The 16,805-nt window shown below is 60.9% G+C and carries 13 protein-coding genes; all 13 read left to right on the forward strand.

Translation table 11 applies throughout. The features are described from left to right. Complete coding sequence (locus J3Q04_RS04965; RefSeq protein WP_042729561.1) at positions 1 to 867, forward strand: cell division protein FtsQ/DivIB; 867 nt, start codon at positions 1 to 3, stop codon at positions 865 to 867. A 15-nt stretch (positions 868 to 882) separates the two neighbouring features. After that, the gene (gene ftsA / locus J3Q04_RS04970) at positions 883 to 2,142 is read left to right on the forward strand and encodes a cell division protein FtsA (protein WP_003205342.1); all 1,260 of its coding nucleotides are present in this window, start codon (positions 883 to 885) and stop codon (positions 2,140 to 2,142) included. A gap of 97 nt (positions 2,143 to 2,239) precedes the next feature. Beyond that, the gene (gene ftsZ / locus J3Q04_RS04975; RefSeq protein WP_420765420.1) at positions 2,240 to 3,433 is read left to right on the forward strand and encodes a cell division protein FtsZ; all 1,194 of its coding nucleotides are present in this window, start codon (positions 2,240 to 2,242) and stop codon (positions 3,431 to 3,433) included. A 112-nt stretch (positions 3,434 to 3,545) separates the two neighbouring features. Beyond that, positions 3,546 to 4,457 (forward strand): UDP-3-O-acyl-N-acetylglucosamine deacetylase, encoded by a 912-nt coding sequence (lpxC, locus tag J3Q04_RS04980; protein WP_095106092.1) that lies wholly within the window; start codon positions 3,546 to 3,548, stop codon positions 4,455 to 4,457. A 352-nt stretch (positions 4,458 to 4,809) separates the two neighbouring features. Further along, positions 4,810 to 7,200, forward strand: coding sequence for a type VI secretion system Vgr family protein (locus tag J3Q04_RS04985; RefSeq protein ID WP_434607643.1), 2,391 nt, complete (start codon positions 4,810 to 4,812; stop codon positions 7,198 to 7,200). Between the two features lie 16 nt (positions 7,201 to 7,216). Next, a complete protein-coding gene (locus J3Q04_RS04990) occupies positions 7,217 to 7,966 on the forward strand; it encodes a DUF4123 domain-containing protein (protein ID WP_434611659.1) in 750 nt (249 codons plus the stop codon). A 135-nt stretch (positions 7,967 to 8,101) separates the two neighbouring features. Beyond that, positions 8,102 to 8,608 (forward strand): DUF3304 domain-containing protein, encoded by a 507-nt coding sequence (locus J3Q04_RS04995; protein WP_434611657.1) that lies wholly within the window; start codon positions 8,102 to 8,104, stop codon positions 8,606 to 8,608. 86 nt (positions 8,609 to 8,694) lie between these two features. Further along, entirely contained in the window at positions 8,695 to 9,153 is a 459-nt protein-coding gene (locus tag J3Q04_RS05000) for a DUF3304 domain-containing protein (protein ID WP_434611655.1), read from the forward strand. Between the two features lie 38 nt (positions 9,154 to 9,191). Beyond that, positions 9,192 to 9,695 (forward strand): DUF3304 domain-containing protein, encoded by a 504-nt coding sequence (locus J3Q04_RS05005; protein WP_434611654.1) that lies wholly within the window; start codon positions 9,192 to 9,194, stop codon positions 9,693 to 9,695. After that, positions 9,686 to 12,067: a T6SS phospholipase effector Tle1-like catalytic domain-containing protein gene (locus J3Q04_RS05010; RefSeq protein WP_434607641.1), complete on the forward strand. Its 2,382-nt coding sequence runs from the start codon at positions 9,686 to 9,688 to the stop codon at positions 12,065 to 12,067. The genes J3Q04_RS05005 and J3Q04_RS05010 overlap by 10 nt, the downstream gene beginning before the upstream one ends. Beyond that, positions 12,064 to 12,327 (forward strand): PAAR domain-containing protein, encoded by a 264-nt coding sequence (locus J3Q04_RS05015; RefSeq protein ID WP_420767936.1) that lies wholly within the window; start codon positions 12,064 to 12,066, stop codon positions 12,325 to 12,327. The genes J3Q04_RS05010 and J3Q04_RS05015 overlap by 4 nt, the downstream gene beginning before the upstream one ends. Positions 12,328 to 12,467: 140 nt before the next feature. Then, positions 12,468 to 13,454 (forward strand): hypothetical protein, encoded by a 987-nt coding sequence (locus tag J3Q04_RS05020; RefSeq protein WP_434611653.1) that lies wholly within the window; start codon positions 12,468 to 12,470, stop codon positions 13,452 to 13,454. Further along, entirely contained in the window at positions 13,441 to 16,803 is a 3,363-nt protein-coding gene (locus tag J3Q04_RS05025) for an ImcF-related family protein (protein ID WP_434607638.1), read from the forward strand. The genes J3Q04_RS05020 and J3Q04_RS05025 overlap by 14 nt, the downstream gene beginning before the upstream one ends. Positions 16,804 to 16,805 lie beyond the last annotated feature (2 nt).

Consider the following 16,805-nt stretch of genomic DNA (forward strand, 5'->3'; position numbering starts at 1 on the left):
ATGCAAGGCGCATCGCTTCGTCATCAGCCATCCGCACCCGGTCGCAAGCCGGTGCCGCGGGGTGCCAGCCGAATGGTGGCCAAAGAGCCGATGTCGGCGCGCTTGCCGAAAGCCAATTTTGGTTTTCTCAAGAGCCTGTTCTGGCCGGTGCTGCTGGTGGCGTTGGGGTTCGGCACGTATGAAGGCGCGCAACGGTTGCTGCCTTATGCCGACCGGCCGATTGCCCGGATCAATGTCCAGGGCGACCTGAGCTACATCAGCCAGCAGGCGGTGCAGCAGCGGATTGCCCCGTTCGTCGCGTCGAGCTTCTTCACCATCGACCTGGCGGGCATGCGCACGGAACTGGAGCAGATGCCCTGGATCGCCCACGCCGAAGTCCGGCGGGTGTGGCCGGACCAGGTGTCGATCCGGCTGGAAGAGCAATTGCCGGTGGCCCGTTGGGGCGACGAGTCTCTGTTGAACAACCAGGGCCAGGCGTTTACGCCACGGGAACTGGCCAATTATGAACATTTGCCCCAACTGTTCGGTCCACAGCGGGCCCAGCAACAAGTGATGCAGCAATACCAGGTGTTGAGCCAGATGTTGCGGCCATTGGGCTTCTCCATCGCGCGCCTGGAATTGCGTGAACGCGGCAGCTGGTTCCTGACCACTGGCGCGGGCAGCTCGGGACCGGGCATCGAGCTGCTGCTCGGGCGCGGCAACCTGGTGGAAAAGATGCGCCGCTTCATCGCCATCTATGACAAGACGCTCAAAGAACAGATTACGAACATTGCGCGCATCGATCTGCGCTACGCCAACGGCCTCGCTGTTGGCTGGCGGGAACCTGTAGCGCCGACGACGGCCGAACCCGCCGTCGCGAAGAATTAAGAAGAGGCAGGACCCATGGCAAACGTGCAAAGCGGGAAAATGATCGTCGGTCTGGATATCGGCACTTCCAAGGTGGTTGCGCTGGTAGGCGAGGTCGCGGACGACGGCACGCTGGTCATCGTCGGAATCGGTACACACCCGTCCCGCGGCTTGAAAAAAGGCGTGGTGGTGAACATCGAGTCCACCGTGCAATCGATCCAGCGCGCCATCGAAGAAGCGCAGCTGATGGCCGGTTGCCGGATCCACTCGGCGTTCGTCGGCGTGGCGGGCAATCACATCCGCAGCCTGAACTCCCACGGCATCGTGGCGATTCGTGATCGCGAAGTCAGCTCCGCCGACCTCGAGCGCGTACTCGACGCGGCCCAGGCCGTAGCGATTCCGGCCGACCAGCGCGTGCTGCACACCCTGCCGCAGGACTACGTGATCGATAACCAGGAAGGCGTGCGCGAGCCCCTGGGCATGTCGGGCGTGCGCCTGGAAGCCAAGGTCCACGTGGTGACCTGTGCGGTGAACGCCGCGCAGAACATCGAGAAATGCGTGCGCCGCTGCGGCCTGGAAATCGACGACATCATCCTCGAGCAGCTGGCCTCGGCGTACTCGGTGCTGACCGACGACGAGAAAGAGCTGGGCGTATGCCTGGTGGACATCGGCGGCGGCACCACCGACATCGCGATCTTCACCGAAGGCGCGATTCGCCACACGGCCGTGATCCCGATCGCAGGCGATCAGGTGACCAACGACATCGCGATGGCGCTGCGCACCCCGACCCAGTACGCCGAGGAAATCAAAATCCGCTACGCCTGCGCCCTGGCGAAACTGGCCGGTGCCGGTGAAACCATCAAGGTGCCGAGCGTCGGCGACCGTCCGCCGCGCGAACTGTCGCGCCAGGCGCTGGCCGAAGTGGTCGAGCCGCGTTACGACGAGTTGTTCACGCTGATCCAGGCCGAACTGCGTCGCAGTGGCTACGAAGACCTGATCCCGGCCGGCATCGTGCTGACCGGCGGTACGTCGAAGATGGAAGGCGCGGTCGAGCTGGCCGAAGAGATTTTCCACATGCCGGTGCGCCTGGGCGTGCCGCATGGCGTCAAGGGGCTGGACGACGTGGTCCGCAACCCGATCTATTCCACCGGCGTGGGCCTGTTGATGTACGGCCTGCAGAAGCAATCCGACGGGATCTCGTTCTCAGGGATTGGCAGCCGCGATAGCTACAGCAGCGACGAGCCCAAGGCTCCGTTGTTCGAGCGGCTCCAGGCCTGGGTGAAAGGCAATTTCTAAAGATTCAAGCTTCAGGCGCCGGGTTTCAGGCTCGGCGTTGCAAGACGGCAATAAAACGCAGTAGGCGAAAAAACTAGAGAATGAAAGGAGAGGGAACATGTTCGAACTCGTAGACAACATCCCCGCTAGCCCGGTTATCAAAGTAATCGGTGTCGGCGGTGGCGGCGGCAACGCTGTCAACCACATGGTCAAGAGCAACATCGAAGGCGTCGAATTCATCTGCGCCAACACCGATGCTCAAGCGCTGAAAAACATCGGCGCGCGGACCATCCTTCAACTGGGCACCGGCGTGACCAAGGGCCTGGGTGCCGGCGCGAATCCCGAGGTTGGCCGTCAGGCTGCCCTGGAAGACCGCGAGCGCATCGCTGAAGTCCTGGCCGGCACCAACATGGTGTTCATCACCACGGGCATGGGCGGTGGTACCGGTACCGGTGCAGCGCCGATCATTGCCGAAGTGGCCAAGGAAATGGGCATCCTCACCGTTGCGGTGGTGACCCGTCCGTTCCCGTTCGAAGGCCGCAAGCGCATGCAGATCGCCGATGAAGGCATCCGCGCGCTGAGCGAAAGCGTCGACTCGTTGATCACCATCCCCAACGAGAAGCTGCTGACCATCCTGGGTAAAGACGCAAGCCTGCTGTCGGCTTTCGCCAAGGCTGACGATGTACTGGCCGGTGCCGTTCGCGGTATCTCCGACATCATCAAGCGTCCAGGCATGATCAACGTCGACTTTGCCGACGTGCGCACCGTGATGTCCGAAATGGGCATGGCAATGATGGGCACTGGCTGCGCCAGCGGTCCGAACCGTGCTCGCGAAGCCACCGAAGCGGCCATCCGCAACCCGCTGCTGGAAGATGTAAACCTGCAGGGCGCCCGCGGCATCCTGGTGAATATCACCGCCGGTCCGGACTTGTCTTTGGGCGAGTACTCCGACGTGGGTAGCATCATCGAGGCATTCGCTTCCGACCACGCGATGGTCAAGGTCGGCACCGTGATCGATCCGGACATGCGTGACGAGCTGCACGTGACCGTGGTTGCCACTGGCCTGGGCGCGAAAATCGAGAAGCCGATGAAGGTGATCGACAACACCGTGCAGACTGCCATGGCTTCGCAGCCACAGCAGCCAGCTGCCGCTCGTCAGGAAACGCCTGCGGTGAACTACCGTGACCTGGACCGTCCGACCGTCATGCGCAACCAGGCCCAGGCGGGTGCTGCGACTGCCGCGAAGATGAATCCGCAAGATGATCTGGATTACCTGGACATCCCGGCTTTCCTGCGTCGTCAGGCCGATTGATGGAATGTATCAGGGGTATACGGGTGATTGGTGTTCAGCAAAGGTCTGGTCTGCTATCATCGCCAGCCTTTGTTGATACCAGTTCGCAATTTGCGCTGAAGCGGCCCATGCCATGATTAAACAACGCACCCTGAAGAATATTATCCGTGCCACAGGTGTCGGCCTGCACTCCGGCGAGAAGGTCTACCTGACCCTCAAGCCCGCGCCTGTCGACACCGGCATCGTGTTTTGTCGTGCCGACCTCGACCCTGTGGTGCAGATTCCTGCTCGCGCGGAAAACGTCGGTGAAACCACTATGTCGACCACACTGGTCAACGGTGACGTCAAAGTGGACACGGTGGAGCATTTGCTCTCGGCCATGGCTGGCCTGGGCATCGATAACGCCTACGTCGAGCTCTCCGCGTCCGAAGTCCCGATCATGGATGGCAGTGCCGGACCCTTCGTATTCCTGATTCAATCGGCTGGCCTGGAAGAGCAGGACGCGGCCAAGAAATTCATCCGCATCCTGCGGGAAGTGACAGTGGAAGACGGCGACAAGCGCGCCACTTTCGTCCCTTTCGAAGGGTTCAAGGTGAGCTTCGAGATCGATTTCGATCACCCGGTTTTCCGTGACCGCACCCAGAGTGCAAGCGTGGATTTTTCCAGCACTTCGTTCGTAAAAGAAGTCAGCCGCGCCCGTACCTTCGGTTTCATGAGTGACATCGAGTACCTGCGCAAGCACAACCTCGCACTCGGCGGCAGCGTTGAAAATGCGATCGTGGTCGACTCCGATGGCGTGTTGAACGAAGACGGCCTTCGTTATGAAGACGAATTCGTCAAGCACAAGATCCTCGACGCAATCGGCGACCTCTACCTGCTGGGCAATAGCCTGATTGGTGAGTTCAAGGGCTTCAAGTCCGGCCACGCACTGAACAACCAGCTGCTGCGCAAGTTGATTGAGCAGAAAGATGCTTGGGAAGTCGTGACGTTCGAAGACGCCAGCACCGCACCCATCTCTTACATGCGTCCTGTCGCGGCCGTGTAAGCAAAAAACCTCTCTAGTTTTTTAAGGGCTGCCTTCGGGTGGCCCTTTTTTATGGCGGCAATGAACCCCGTGTGGGTCATTTCCTAAGGGATTGCGATATTCCCCTATAGGACGCTTCCCAAACGTCGCCGAACCCGTTGTTACTCGATGGAACAACCCTCTGAAGTAAGTCACGCTGAATGCCCTTGAAAACCAATCCCGCGTAAGACGCGGGCACCAAGGGAAGTCATGCCAGCAGACCGATCTGAACAGCACCAACTCGATTTCAATCAAAGCGACGCCGACACGGTTTTTGCCCCGTCACGTTCCCTCTTGGAACAAGCGGCTGCAAACGCCTGGGGGGATCGGCAACATGCTTGATCAACGGCCCACCTTCTTCGACCACAGCCGCCACACTCTGAGCGTCTGCGACCTCACAGCCCATCTCGACGTCCTGGCCTTCACCGGCGAGGAGCACCTGAGCCGGCCCTACCACTACCGCATCGAATTCACCTGCACCGAGCGCGACCTGGTGGCCACCGACCTGCTCAACCGGGATGCCTACTTCAGTCTTTACCCGCTGCCGCCACCGCCGACGCCCAAGGGCTTCGCGCCGCCGGAGATCAAGCCGCTGCGCACGTTCAATGGCGCGATCACGGCGTTCAAGCGCCTGTCCGGCTCCAACGACGAAGCCCGCTACGAGATCACGTTGCAACCGCGTTTCGCGCTACTGGCGCGGGGCAAGCAGTTTCGGATCTACCAGCACCAGTCGGTGCCGCAGATCGTCGAACACATCCTGCGCACGCGCCATGATTTCCGGGGCCAGCATTTCTATTTCAATGTGGTGCGCGACTACCCCCGGCGTGAACAGGTCATGCAATACGACGAAAGCGATCTGGCCTTCATCGAGCGCCTGCTGGCTGATGTCGGCATCTGGTACCGGGTCGTCAGCGATGACCGCCTGAGCATCGACGTGGTGGAGTTTCACGACGACCAGCGGCACTACCAGCGCGGCGTCAAGTTGCCGTGTCGCCCGCCGTCCGGCTTGTGCGCCAACGAGCAGGACGCGGTCTGGCACCTGCAAACCGCCCACCAGGTGGTGGAAAAAAACATCAACTTTCGCGCCTACCACCATCGCGAGGCCTACGCGTTCCTCGACGGCGAGGTCGACCATACCCGCCGCGCCAAGGGCACCTACGGCGAGGCCTATCACTACGGCGAACCCTACACGGTGCTGGGCGAGCGCTACGCCCTGGACGAGGACCTGCAAAGCGAAAGTGGTTTTTTCTACGCGCGCCTGCGCCATGAACTCTACCTCAACGACCAGACCCGCCTCAGCGGCACCACCAGCAGCGCCACCCTGGCCCCGGCCCAGATGCTCGAAATCACCGGCGGCGCGCCCCAGGCCTTCGAGTTCGGCGCGGTGATCGTCAGCCTGCGCACCGAAGCGGCCCGGGACCGCAGCTTCATCGCCACCTTCCAAGCGATTCCTTACTCGGAAACCGTGTGCTTTCGCCCACCGCTGCCGCCCAAGCCGCGCATCAGCGGCACCATTCCCGCCCGCGTCAGTCACCCGGAAGCCAACCCGCCGTACGCTGACCTCGACTTCGAGGGCCGCTACAAGGTGCGCTTCCTGTTCGACCGCGACACCTGGCAAGCCGGCCGCGAAAGCGCCTGGCTGCGCCTGGCCCGACCCTACGGCGGCGACACCCACGGCCTGCATTTCCCGCTGCAGGCCGGCACCGAAGTGGCGGTGGCCTTCGAGCACGGCGACCCCGACCGCCCCTACATCGCCCACGCCCTGCACGACGACCGGCACCCGGACCCCGTCACCGCCCGCAACGAGCGCCGCAACGTGCTGCGCACTCCGACCAACAACAAACTACGCATGGACGACACCCGCGGGCAGGAGCACATCAAGCTCAGCACCGAGCACAGCGGCAAGAGCCAGTTGAACCTGGGGCATCTGGTGGATGCCGAGCAGACGAAGCGGGGGGAAGGGTTTGAGTTGCGCACCGATGGACATGGCGCCCTTCGTGCGGGCAAGGGGGTGTTTATCAGTGCTGATGAGCAAACCCAGGCCAAGGGCGACGTCCTCAGCATGGACCCGGCCACCGCCCAGGTCGAAGGTGCCAGACAGCAGATGGCCGAATGGCAGGACATCGCCCAGGCCCACCACAGCCGCAAACCCGACCTGCGCGGCTTGGAACAACTCCAGGCCGACGCAAAAGACCTTTCGGCCGCCGCCATCCTGCTCAGCGCCCCCCAGGGCATCGGCGCCGTCACCCCGGCCAGCCTGCTGCTCAAGAGCGGCGACGCGCTGTACCTGCAAAGCCACAACGAAATCAACCTCGCCGCCGCCAAGCGGCTATCGGCCCACGCCAACCAGGGCATCTCGCTGCTGGCCCAACAGGAAGGCCTGCGCCTGGTCTCCGGCAAAGGTCCCCTGGACATCGAATCCCACGGCGATGGGCTGGGCATGAAAGCCCAGCAGGACATCACCGTGCAGTCGGTGCAGGGGCATGTGCAGGTGACGGCGAAGAATGGCCTCACCCTGGCGTGTGGGGGTGGGTTCATTCGGATTACCCCGACCGGCGCAATCGATATCCATAGCCCCGGCAAGCTGAACCTCAAGGGGCAGCACGTCTGGGAACTGCCTGCCGGGCAATCTTTTGCACTGGCGGATTTGCCGCAATCGGTGTGCAAGGAATGCCTGGAGATGGCCCGCGAAAACGCCGTGGGAATTCTTCCGCGTGAAAGCTGAAATAAGGAATACATACATGGCAGCGCCAAGCGAATGGCAACAGCAGATAGAACACGTCTGCGTGACTGCGGACATACAGCGAGTGGACCTTTTGCTGGACCAGTCCGACTGGGACAGCTGCGCTATCCCGGCCCTGAAACAAATAACGCCAGAGATAGCATGGCATTCGTTGTTTACCGGTACACCGGAGGAAAACCTGCTGGAGCAAGCGCCGCTGTTGATGCGGCTGGATCTGGCGCATTGGCAACATCGAGCCTGGCTGGAAGAACTCATGACTCACTGTGCAGCCGATGCCCGGCTGTTGATCGCGATCTCACCGTTGCCCTTCGACGCGCTCAGCCTGGCCCTGCAAACCTTGTCCCAAATGAACTGGGGTGGGCAGCCAGGCTTGTTGCGGTACTACGACCCGCGAATCTTCCCTCTGTTGATTTCCTCCATCTTGAGCGACCAACAGCGCCTCCAATTCCTGCTCCCTGTCAGTTACTGGAGCTGGCTGGATCGGGACGGCCAGCCGCAATGGCGACGGGGCGCCAGCCAGACACGGGGGCGCATCGACATACCGCCCACCGTCGAACTGAGTGATGAGCAATGCGACCTGATCGGATGCATCTCCGATGCGCAGCAGCTTTTTGATAGCGGCCAATTTGATCAGCTTGAGGAAAGTCAGGAGCAGCGTTTCGCGTTGTTATATCGGCTGGTCGTAAAGGCGAACAAAGAGAATTACTTCAACGATCTCAGCGAGTATGTGCGCAACTGCGCTTTTTAGCTCCAGGGAGGACCGGCAATGGTCGCGGTGGCTATTGCTGCATAACGGATCGCATGCAAAAAAAAGATTCCGGACGAAGCGGTTTTTTGCGTGATTTAGGAAGTTGATAAAAAGGACTTTTCCATGAAGCAGTTGATGTTCCGCAAATCGATAGTGCGAGGTTCTTGTGCCTTGCTGGGGTTGATGTTGCATGGGTGTTCTTCTGCGGATAATGAGATGGCGGGAGGGAATATAGAAGCCGTTAACCATACGCTGAATGCGATCAATTGGTTGTCGGTTAACGGATATAGGGCGGACGGGGGAGGAGGCAGTTCGTGTTGCATCATTATGCCGACCAAATGGCGTCCAGGGTTGAAGGCTTATATTGAATGGGAGGTGGATCCTGATCCTTTTGCGGATGCACCGCCTTTAGGAACCGATGAATTTCGAGTTTTTATGGTAAAGCACAAGATTAATTATCAACGGCATAGCGCAACGGTAGAAATTCCGGAATGGCCGGGAACGGAATCCTGTGGCTTAAAGGTCCATTTTTTAGTTTGCAATCAAATTAAGGTCACTACTTCCTGTTGGGGCTACGGCTCACCCAAAAATCCGATTAAAGAACCGCTTGAAATGAAGGAGCCTGCCGTATGCCCGAAATAAAAACTAATTCGAGGGCTTACAAAGTGCTGCCGTTGTCGGTGCTCAGAAGGTGGGCGTCGCAGGGGCTCTATGCCTCGCTGGGATTGATGCTACATGGGTGTTCTTCAGCGGACAACGAGATGGCGGGAGGGAATATAGAAGCCGTTAACCATACGTTGAATGCGATCAATTGGTTATCGGTTAACGGATATAGGGCGGACGGGGGAGGAGGCAGTTCGTGTTGCATCATTATGCCGACCAAATGGCGTCCAGGGTTGAAGGCTTATATTGAGTGGGAGGTGGATCCTAATCGACACGCAAAATTACCTTCGGTCACCTCAATTGAGTTTCGCGAAGCATATGCCAAGCATTCGGCTAACTACCGGCGGCATAGCGCTACGGTAGAAATCCCGGAGTGGTCAGGAACGGACTCCTGCGGCTTGAAGGTCCATTTTCTTGTTTGCAATCAAATCAAGGTCACTACTGCCTGCTGGGGGTACGGTTCACCCCAAAATCCTATTAAAGAACCGCTTGGGATGAAGGAGCCTGCCGTATGCCCGAAATAAAAACTAATTCGAGGGCTTACAAAGTGTTGCCGTTGTCGATGCCCAGGAGGTGGGCGTTGCAGGGGCTCTATGCCTTGCTGGGGTTGATGCTGCTGGGGTGTTCTTCTGCGGATAACGAGATGGCGGGAGGGAACTTGGCTGCCGTCAACCACACCTTGGGCGCAATTAATTGGTTTTCAGTTAATGGTTATAGAGCTCACGGCGGTGGGGGCAGCTCGTGCTGCATCGTTATGCCGACCAAATGGCGTCCAGGGTTGAAGGCTTATATCGAGTGGGAAGTGGATCCGGATCCTTTTGCGAATGCGCCGTCTTTAGGAATCGATGAGTTCCGAGCTTTTATGGTGAAACATAAAGTTAATTATCAGCGGCATAGCGCTGCGGTAGAGATCCCTGAATGGTCGGGAACGGACTCCTGCGGCTTAAAGGTTCATTTTCTAGTTTGTAATCAAATCAAGGTCACTACTTCCTGCTGGGGGTACGGTTCACCGAACAACCCAATCAAAGAGCCAAAGCAAATGAAGGAGCCTGCTATATGTCCCTAGAAAAAAACAATAATTCAAAAGCCAAGGCCTGGGCGCCCCCCATCTTTCCAGTCGGTGGGCGGCTACCCGTAGAGATGCGAAACGTGGTCGAGAATTACAATAAGCAGACTGCAGAGAAAAATGCTTTTCGTCGGACGAGCAATGCCCGAGGGCAAAAGCGGCACTCCGCCTGTTGCTACAGTTTGCACATCAGCTTGTTTTTTGACGGGACCAACAACAACGAGGACAACGATACCAAGGAAGGACATCCCAGTAATATTGCCAAGCTGTTTCATGCGTCACTCAGAGGCACTCCGGCGAAAGAACGTGGCTATTTCTCCTATTACATGCCCGGCGTAGGCACCCCTTTTCCGGAGATTGGCGAACTGGATTACAGCGAGGATGGACTGAGATACGCCACGGGTGGCGAAGACAGAATCAACTGGGCCCTGGTGCAAGTCGCAAGCGCATTGTCTTTCGCGCTGGATAATAAGAAGGAAATCGACCGTAGCGTCGCCAAGGCCAAGGTCAAATCCATGAGCACTTTCAAAGCCCCGATGATGAGCATCTTCGGCGCTGGTCGGCGGCGCCAAGTCATGCAGGGCCTGCTGGAACCCCTGAGAGCCCATGTCCCTCAAGCCAAGCCTGAAGTCCTGGGCGTCAAGCTCTTCGTCTATGGTTTTTCCCGCGGCGCGGCGCAAGCGCGCACTTTCGTGAGCTGGCTGAGCCAGCTGTTCGACACGCCGGATGGGGCCGAGAAACCGGAACAGAGTTTACTGGGCCTGCCGGTGAGCATCGAGTTCCTCGGCCTGCTGGACACCGTGGCGTCGGTGGGTATCGCCCATGTCACGCCGTTTTTTGCCGGGCACATGGACTGGGCCGATGACACCCAGCTCTTGCCGGACGCGAAGACATTTCCCGATTTCGTCAAATGCTGCCGGCACTTTGTGGCGGCCTTCGAACAACGTGCCTGTTTCCCACTGGACTCGGTTCGTAACGAGGATGGCAACTACCCATCCAATACCTATGAAGTGGTGTACCCCGGCGTGCACTCCGATGTGGGCGGTGGGTACCCGAAAAACGACCAGGGCAAGGCGCGTGGCGGTACGGATGAGCTAGTGTCGCAGATCGTTTTGCACGATCTGTACGCAGCAGCATTTGCCGCCGGAGCTCCGTTACAGGTGCCGGAAGCGGCATTGCCGAAGAACCTTGAGACACAAAAATCATGGCGTGAGATGGGGCCACAAACATTGGGAGAGTTTGTGGTCAATCAGCAAGTCATCGAACGCTTCAACGCCTGGCACCACCAGACCCTGCAAACGACCTCGCCCGAGGACCAGGGCAGCATTTCCACTGACGGCTACCACCCCTTGCTGCTCACGACCACCGTCGAAGACACCCTGGCCGAGCAACTGGGCTGGATCACCGGCTGGCGCATCGGCCGCTATGCCAATGACCGCGAGCAGGTTGAAGATCACTATCGATACGACGACAGCTACAAGCATCAACCTTTCTTCACCGAGGCCCAGGAAGCCACGGCCTACGATACGGACCAACAGCGTAGCGAGTATGAAGACAAGAAACGGACCGTGCTGAAGAACCGCCAGAAAGAACCCGTGGCGGCGATGAATCATCCCGGCCCGCCGATCTACGAACCGCAGATCGACCAGACCCAACTGAGCCAGGCCGCCACTGAGTTCAAGCACGACTATCTGGATATCGAACGCAAACAAACCAGCAAGTACGGTACGGTCCTGGACGTGGTCATGCGCGACACGATCTATTTGCTCAACGAGAACGATGAGGTGCGCGACCACGCCAGCATCAAGGCGGCGGGCGAGCTGCGTTACGAGCAACTGTTCGATGACAGGTTCGGCAGGCCCAGCCGGGACCCTGGCCTGGCGCTGCTGGTGGCGTTGTTCGATGACCACATCCACGATTCACGGGCCTGGTTCATGCACGACAAGTTGGCATCCCGTGAGCTATGGGCCGGCTACTTCTTTTATCGCATGACCTATTTCGGCAATGAGAACAGTCGTGACCTGTCTCCGGTGGTGGTGGCCGGGCGGATGCTGGGGGTGGCGGTGCTGGCGGGCGCCACGGTGTATGGCATCAAGCGCAGCGGCACGCTGGGCGGGGTGGGTGGCGTGGCGGCCGGTATGGGCGCGGCGACCATTGGTTATCAGGTGATCGACCAGGTCAGCGGGGCGGTGGTGCCGTTTCTGCCGGGGGCGGAAAAGATTTTGCAGCCGACGCGCCATATCGGCGAAGTGGTTATCGAGCAGAAGAAACAGATCGCCCAGGACGACTATCTGCAGCGCCTCGATCGGACCGACGAGATGCTGCGGCTCGCCGGCGTGCTGGTGGAGTTTGATGGGGAGGTGGCGCCATGATGCCCGTGATCCGCCTAGGCGACTCTCTACACCCCTTCGGCGGCAAAGTGCTCGAAGGTCGTTTCCTGGCGATCGGCCGGCCGCTGTCCTGCGTGGGGGACAAGGTCCGCTGCGAAAAGCACGGCGAGAATCGCATCGCCCAAGGCGCGGGAGGGTTCAGCTTCAACGGGCAGTTGTTGGCCTTGGACGGGTACCGCTGCGATTGCGGTTGTACGTTGGTCAGCTCCTTGGCGCTGTCGTTTATATCGGTGAAGCCATGAATCGCCCGCCGCGTTACCCGCCGTTCGCCCAGCCAAGGGAACCGCGCTGGGGCCGCTGGTGGCTGGCGTTGCCGCTACTGTGGGTTGCCCAGCTGGCAATCCTGGTGCCGTTCTGGCCCGAAGATCAGCCACGCCTGGCATTGTGGTTGTGGAGCGCTGTGTTGCCCTTGAGCTGGGCGCTGGCGTTGTCGTTGCGGGTGTTGCCATGGCAGATCGGCTTGTTCAGGCACGACGTGTTTCGCCGCACCCAGGACGACACACAGCGCTGGTGGCGCTGGCGAAGCCTGGGGTTGCCGGTGGAAGAGGTGCTGGTGTTGGGGCCGGCCGGTGATGATCAAATCCACTATCGGGGCTTGATGAACGACACGCCGCTGCCGACGCCCATGGCGCGATCCAAGGCTGCGGTGCCGTCATTGAATTGCCCGGTGATACTCAGCCAGTCCGCCGAGCGTGCTCCGGCGCTGGCGCAACACCTGGCTCGGTTGGTTTTTGAGCAAACCGGAATATTGGAGCGGTGGCCGAGGTTGCGGGCGATTGTCTGGGCGGGCGACGAAATCGAACTGGCTGCCTTCGAGAAGGTGCTGGGCAGCCACGGCACCGAGCTGCCAAAGGTGTGCTTGCCGTTGCAAGACCTGGCGGATCTGGACGAACTGATCGACATATTCAATCAAGAATGCCGTCACGCCGAGGACTGGCTGCTGTGCGCCGGGGTGGTTTCGGTGCAGGGCGCCGAAGCGGCAACGCCACCTGGCGAAGGTGGTTTTTTGTGGGTGGTGAGTCGTCAAGGGCGGCAGCTGTTGCATCGTGGTGAATACCTGTCGGGCGAGACTGACGACCCCCCCGCTGAGCTCAGCGCACAGATGCAGCGTTATGCCGGGCTGCAAGCCCCGCCGACCTGTCTGGCCATGGACCAGGCCAGCCAGCAAGCCTTCATGGCCGGCGGCTGGTCGGCGATCGAGCATCAATTGGAAGCGCACTGGGGTGAATTGGCGCATCTGGCGCCGTTTATCGGCATGTCGTTGGCGTTGTTGCATGCAAAGGAGGCCGGACAGCCCTGTGGCTGGCTGAGCCAGGATGCGGACAAACGATTGGCAATTGGAGTGGCAAAACCTCATGGCAAGGGATAACGGCGAGCCCAAGGGCTCATTGATAGGGTTGGGGTCAGGCTACCTGCTGGTCATGACACTCATGGTGCTGCTCGGTTGCCTGCTGTATCGCTTGGCGGGCCATCACCTGGAATTGCCGCCAGTCGCGTTCCAGCAATTGATGTTGTGGGGGCTGGGGACATGGGTTGCGCTCTTTTGGTTCTGCCCGATGATTTTATTGGCCTGGGATCGTTTGACGGTACGCCAGGCGCAGCGGTCCACGCCGGGAGGCATTGGCAGCGTCGCTGCGTCCCGATTGAATCCACAGCCGGATTTGAAAGACGACGAAGAGAAGCTGGCCAGGCTACGCGAAAACCTCCACTTCCAATACGGCCCCCTCTGGCGCCCCAAGGTCCGTCTGCTGCTCATCGTCGGCGAGCCCACCCAGATCGCCGCCATCGCCCCGGAGCTGGCGAAAAAGAAATGGCTCGAAGGCGAACGCACCGTGCTGCTATGGGGCGGCAGCGTCCAGGAAGAATTGCCAACCCCACTGTTGAACCCATGGCTCACCTTGCGCCGTTGGCGGGCGCTGGACGGGGTGGTCTGGGCGCTGGACAAACCGCAAAGCACCGATGCGGTGGCGCTGGCCAAGGGCATGCGGCAGTTGCAGGGGCTGGCTCGGCGGCTAGGCCGACGGTTGCCGTTGCACTTGTGGCAGGTGTGCGAGAGCGGCTGGTCCCAGGACGGGCGCGAGAGCCAGCCGGTGGGTTGTCTGTTGCCGGCCAAGGTGACGCCGTCTCTGTTGGAGGCGTGCCTGGAGGATCTGGTCGAGCCGTTGCGTTGCCAGGGCTTTGCCCAGATGAAGATCAAGAAGCGGATGCACCACGATTTCCTGCTGCGCCTGTCCCGGGATTTGCAGGCCGAGGGCATTGCCCGTTGGCGGCAGGCGCTGGCGCCGTCGTTGAGTGGGTTCAACCCGGGGGTGATGCTGCGAGGGTTGTGGTTCAGCCTGCCACTGCGCGTGACGCAAAGCGCTGACGGCGAGCATTTCTGGTGGCCGGACCCGGCGTGGCACGGCGTGCAGCGCGACAAGGCCGTCGGCGCGCGGTTGGGGTGGGGCGCGCCGCGAGTCGTCTATGGGCTGTTCATGGGCCTGGCGCTGGTGTGGGGCGCGGGGATGGCGCTGTCCTTTGTGAGCAATCGGGCGCAGATCGTCGAGGCGCAGGCCTTGTCGACGGCGTTGCAACAGTCATCCACCCAAGAGGAGCAACTGTTGGCGCTCGAAGCGCTCGTCCATGTGCTGGCTCGCCTGGATCACCGTGTCGTGTCCGGTGCGCCGTGGTACCAGCGCTTTGGCTTGAACCGCAATGAAACCTTGCTCGAACTGTTGTGGCCCCGGTATGTCGAGGCCAATAACCGCCTGGTGCGAGACCCGGCGGCGGCGAGGTTGCGCGGGCAACTGGAGGCGCTGGTCAAGCTGGCGCCGGGCAGCCCCGAGCGCGTTGAGCGCACGCGTATGGCCTACGATCAGCTCAAGACTTACCTGATGATGGCGCGCCCGGACAAAGCCGTGGCGCCCCTGTTGGTCAAGACCCTGGGCCACGCCGAACCCACGCGTGACGGAATTTCGCCAGGGCTCTGGCGGACCCTCGCACCGAACCTGTGGCAGTTCTACGCCGAGCAACTGGCCGCGCACCCGGACTGGCGCATCGAGGCCGACCCGCGGTTGGTGGCGCAGGTGCGCCAGGTGCTGCTCGACCAATTGGGCCAACGCAACGCCGAGGCCAGCCTGTATCAACGGGTGCTGGACGACGCCACCCAGCACTATCCAGCCCTGGGCCTGCAACAGATGGTGGGCGACACCGAAGCCGCCGGGTTGTTTTCCAGCAAGGCCAGCGTGCCGGGAGTGTTCACGCGCCAGGCCTGGGAGGGCCAGGTGCGCCAGGCCATCGATGACATCACCCAGGCGCGCCGCGAAGAAATCGATTGGGTGCTCAGTGATCGCCCCGGTGACATCGATGTGCGCTTGACGCCCGGCGAGCTCAAGGCGCGCCTGACCGAACGCTATTTCAAGGACTACGCGGGCGCCTGGCTGGTGTTTCTCAACAGCCTGCGGGGCAATCAACCCAAAAGCCTGGAACAGGTCATCGACCAGTTGACGCTGATGAGCGACGTGCGCCAATCGCCGCTGCTCGCGTTGATCAATACCCTGGCCTATCAAGGGCAAGCGGGCACCCGCGTCCCGGCCCTGGGCGATTCGCTGATGAGGTCCGCGCACAAGCTCATCGGCCCGGACAAGGCCCCGCCCATAGACCCGCTGGCCGACCTGCCGAGCGGCCCGCTGGATCCGACGTTCGGCCCGTTGTTGGCCTTGCTGGGCAAGGGTGGCGCTGACCATTTGAGCCTCCAGGCCTACCTCACCCAAGTGACCCGCGTGCGCCTGAAACTGCAACAGATCAACACGGCCAGCGACCCCATGGAAATGACCCAGGCCCTGGCGCAGACGGTGTTCCAGGGCCGGGGCATCGACCTCACCGATACCCAGTCCTATGGCCGTCTGATGGCCGCCAGCCTCGGTGCGCAATGGGCCGGCGTGGGCGAAACGCTGTTCGTGCAACCGCTGGAACAGGCCTGGCAGCGAGTGCTGCAACCGTCGGCGGCGGGCCTCAACAGCCAATGGCGGCGTTCGATCGTCGAGCATTGGAACGCGGCCTTTACCGGGCGTTATCCCTTCGCCGCGACGGCCAGCGACGCTTCGTTGCCGATGCTGGGGCAAATGATCCGCGCCGACACGGGGCGCATCGAACGTTTTCTCCACAGCCAGTTGAGCGGCGTGTTGCGCAAGGAAGGCAACCGCTGGGTGGCCGATCCCCGCCACGGTCGCGGTTTGCGCGTCAATCCCCAATTCCTGGAGGCGGTCAATCAACTGAGCGATCTGGCCGACGTGCTCTACACCGACGGCGGCCTGGGCTTGAGTTTTGAACTGAGCGGCAAAGGCGTGCGCGATGTGGTGCAAACCACCTTCATCCTCAACGGAGAGAAACACCACTACTTCAACCAGAAGGAGCGCTGGCAGCGCTTCGGCTGGCCAGGACGCAGCGACTACCCCGGCGTCAGCCTGACGTGGACCAGCGTCCACACCGGCGAACGGTTGTTCGCCGACTACGCCGGCGCCTGGGGGCTGATCCGCTTGCTGGAACAGGCCACGTTCACCGCGCTGGACGATGGCGACAGCCGCTACCGCATGGTGCTCAAGGCGCCCGATGGCCTGGGCCTGACGTGGCACCTGCGCACCGAACTGAATGCCGGGCCGATGACGCTTCTGAAGTTGCGAGGGTTTACGTTGCCGGGGCGGATATTTTTGGATGGGCGCGGGGCGGCGGAAGGATAGAT

This window comes from Pseudomonas sp. D4-21 (genome assembly GCF_051132125.1).
Classification (GTDB): Bacteria; Pseudomonadota; Gammaproteobacteria; order Pseudomonadales; family Pseudomonadaceae; genus Aquipseudomonas.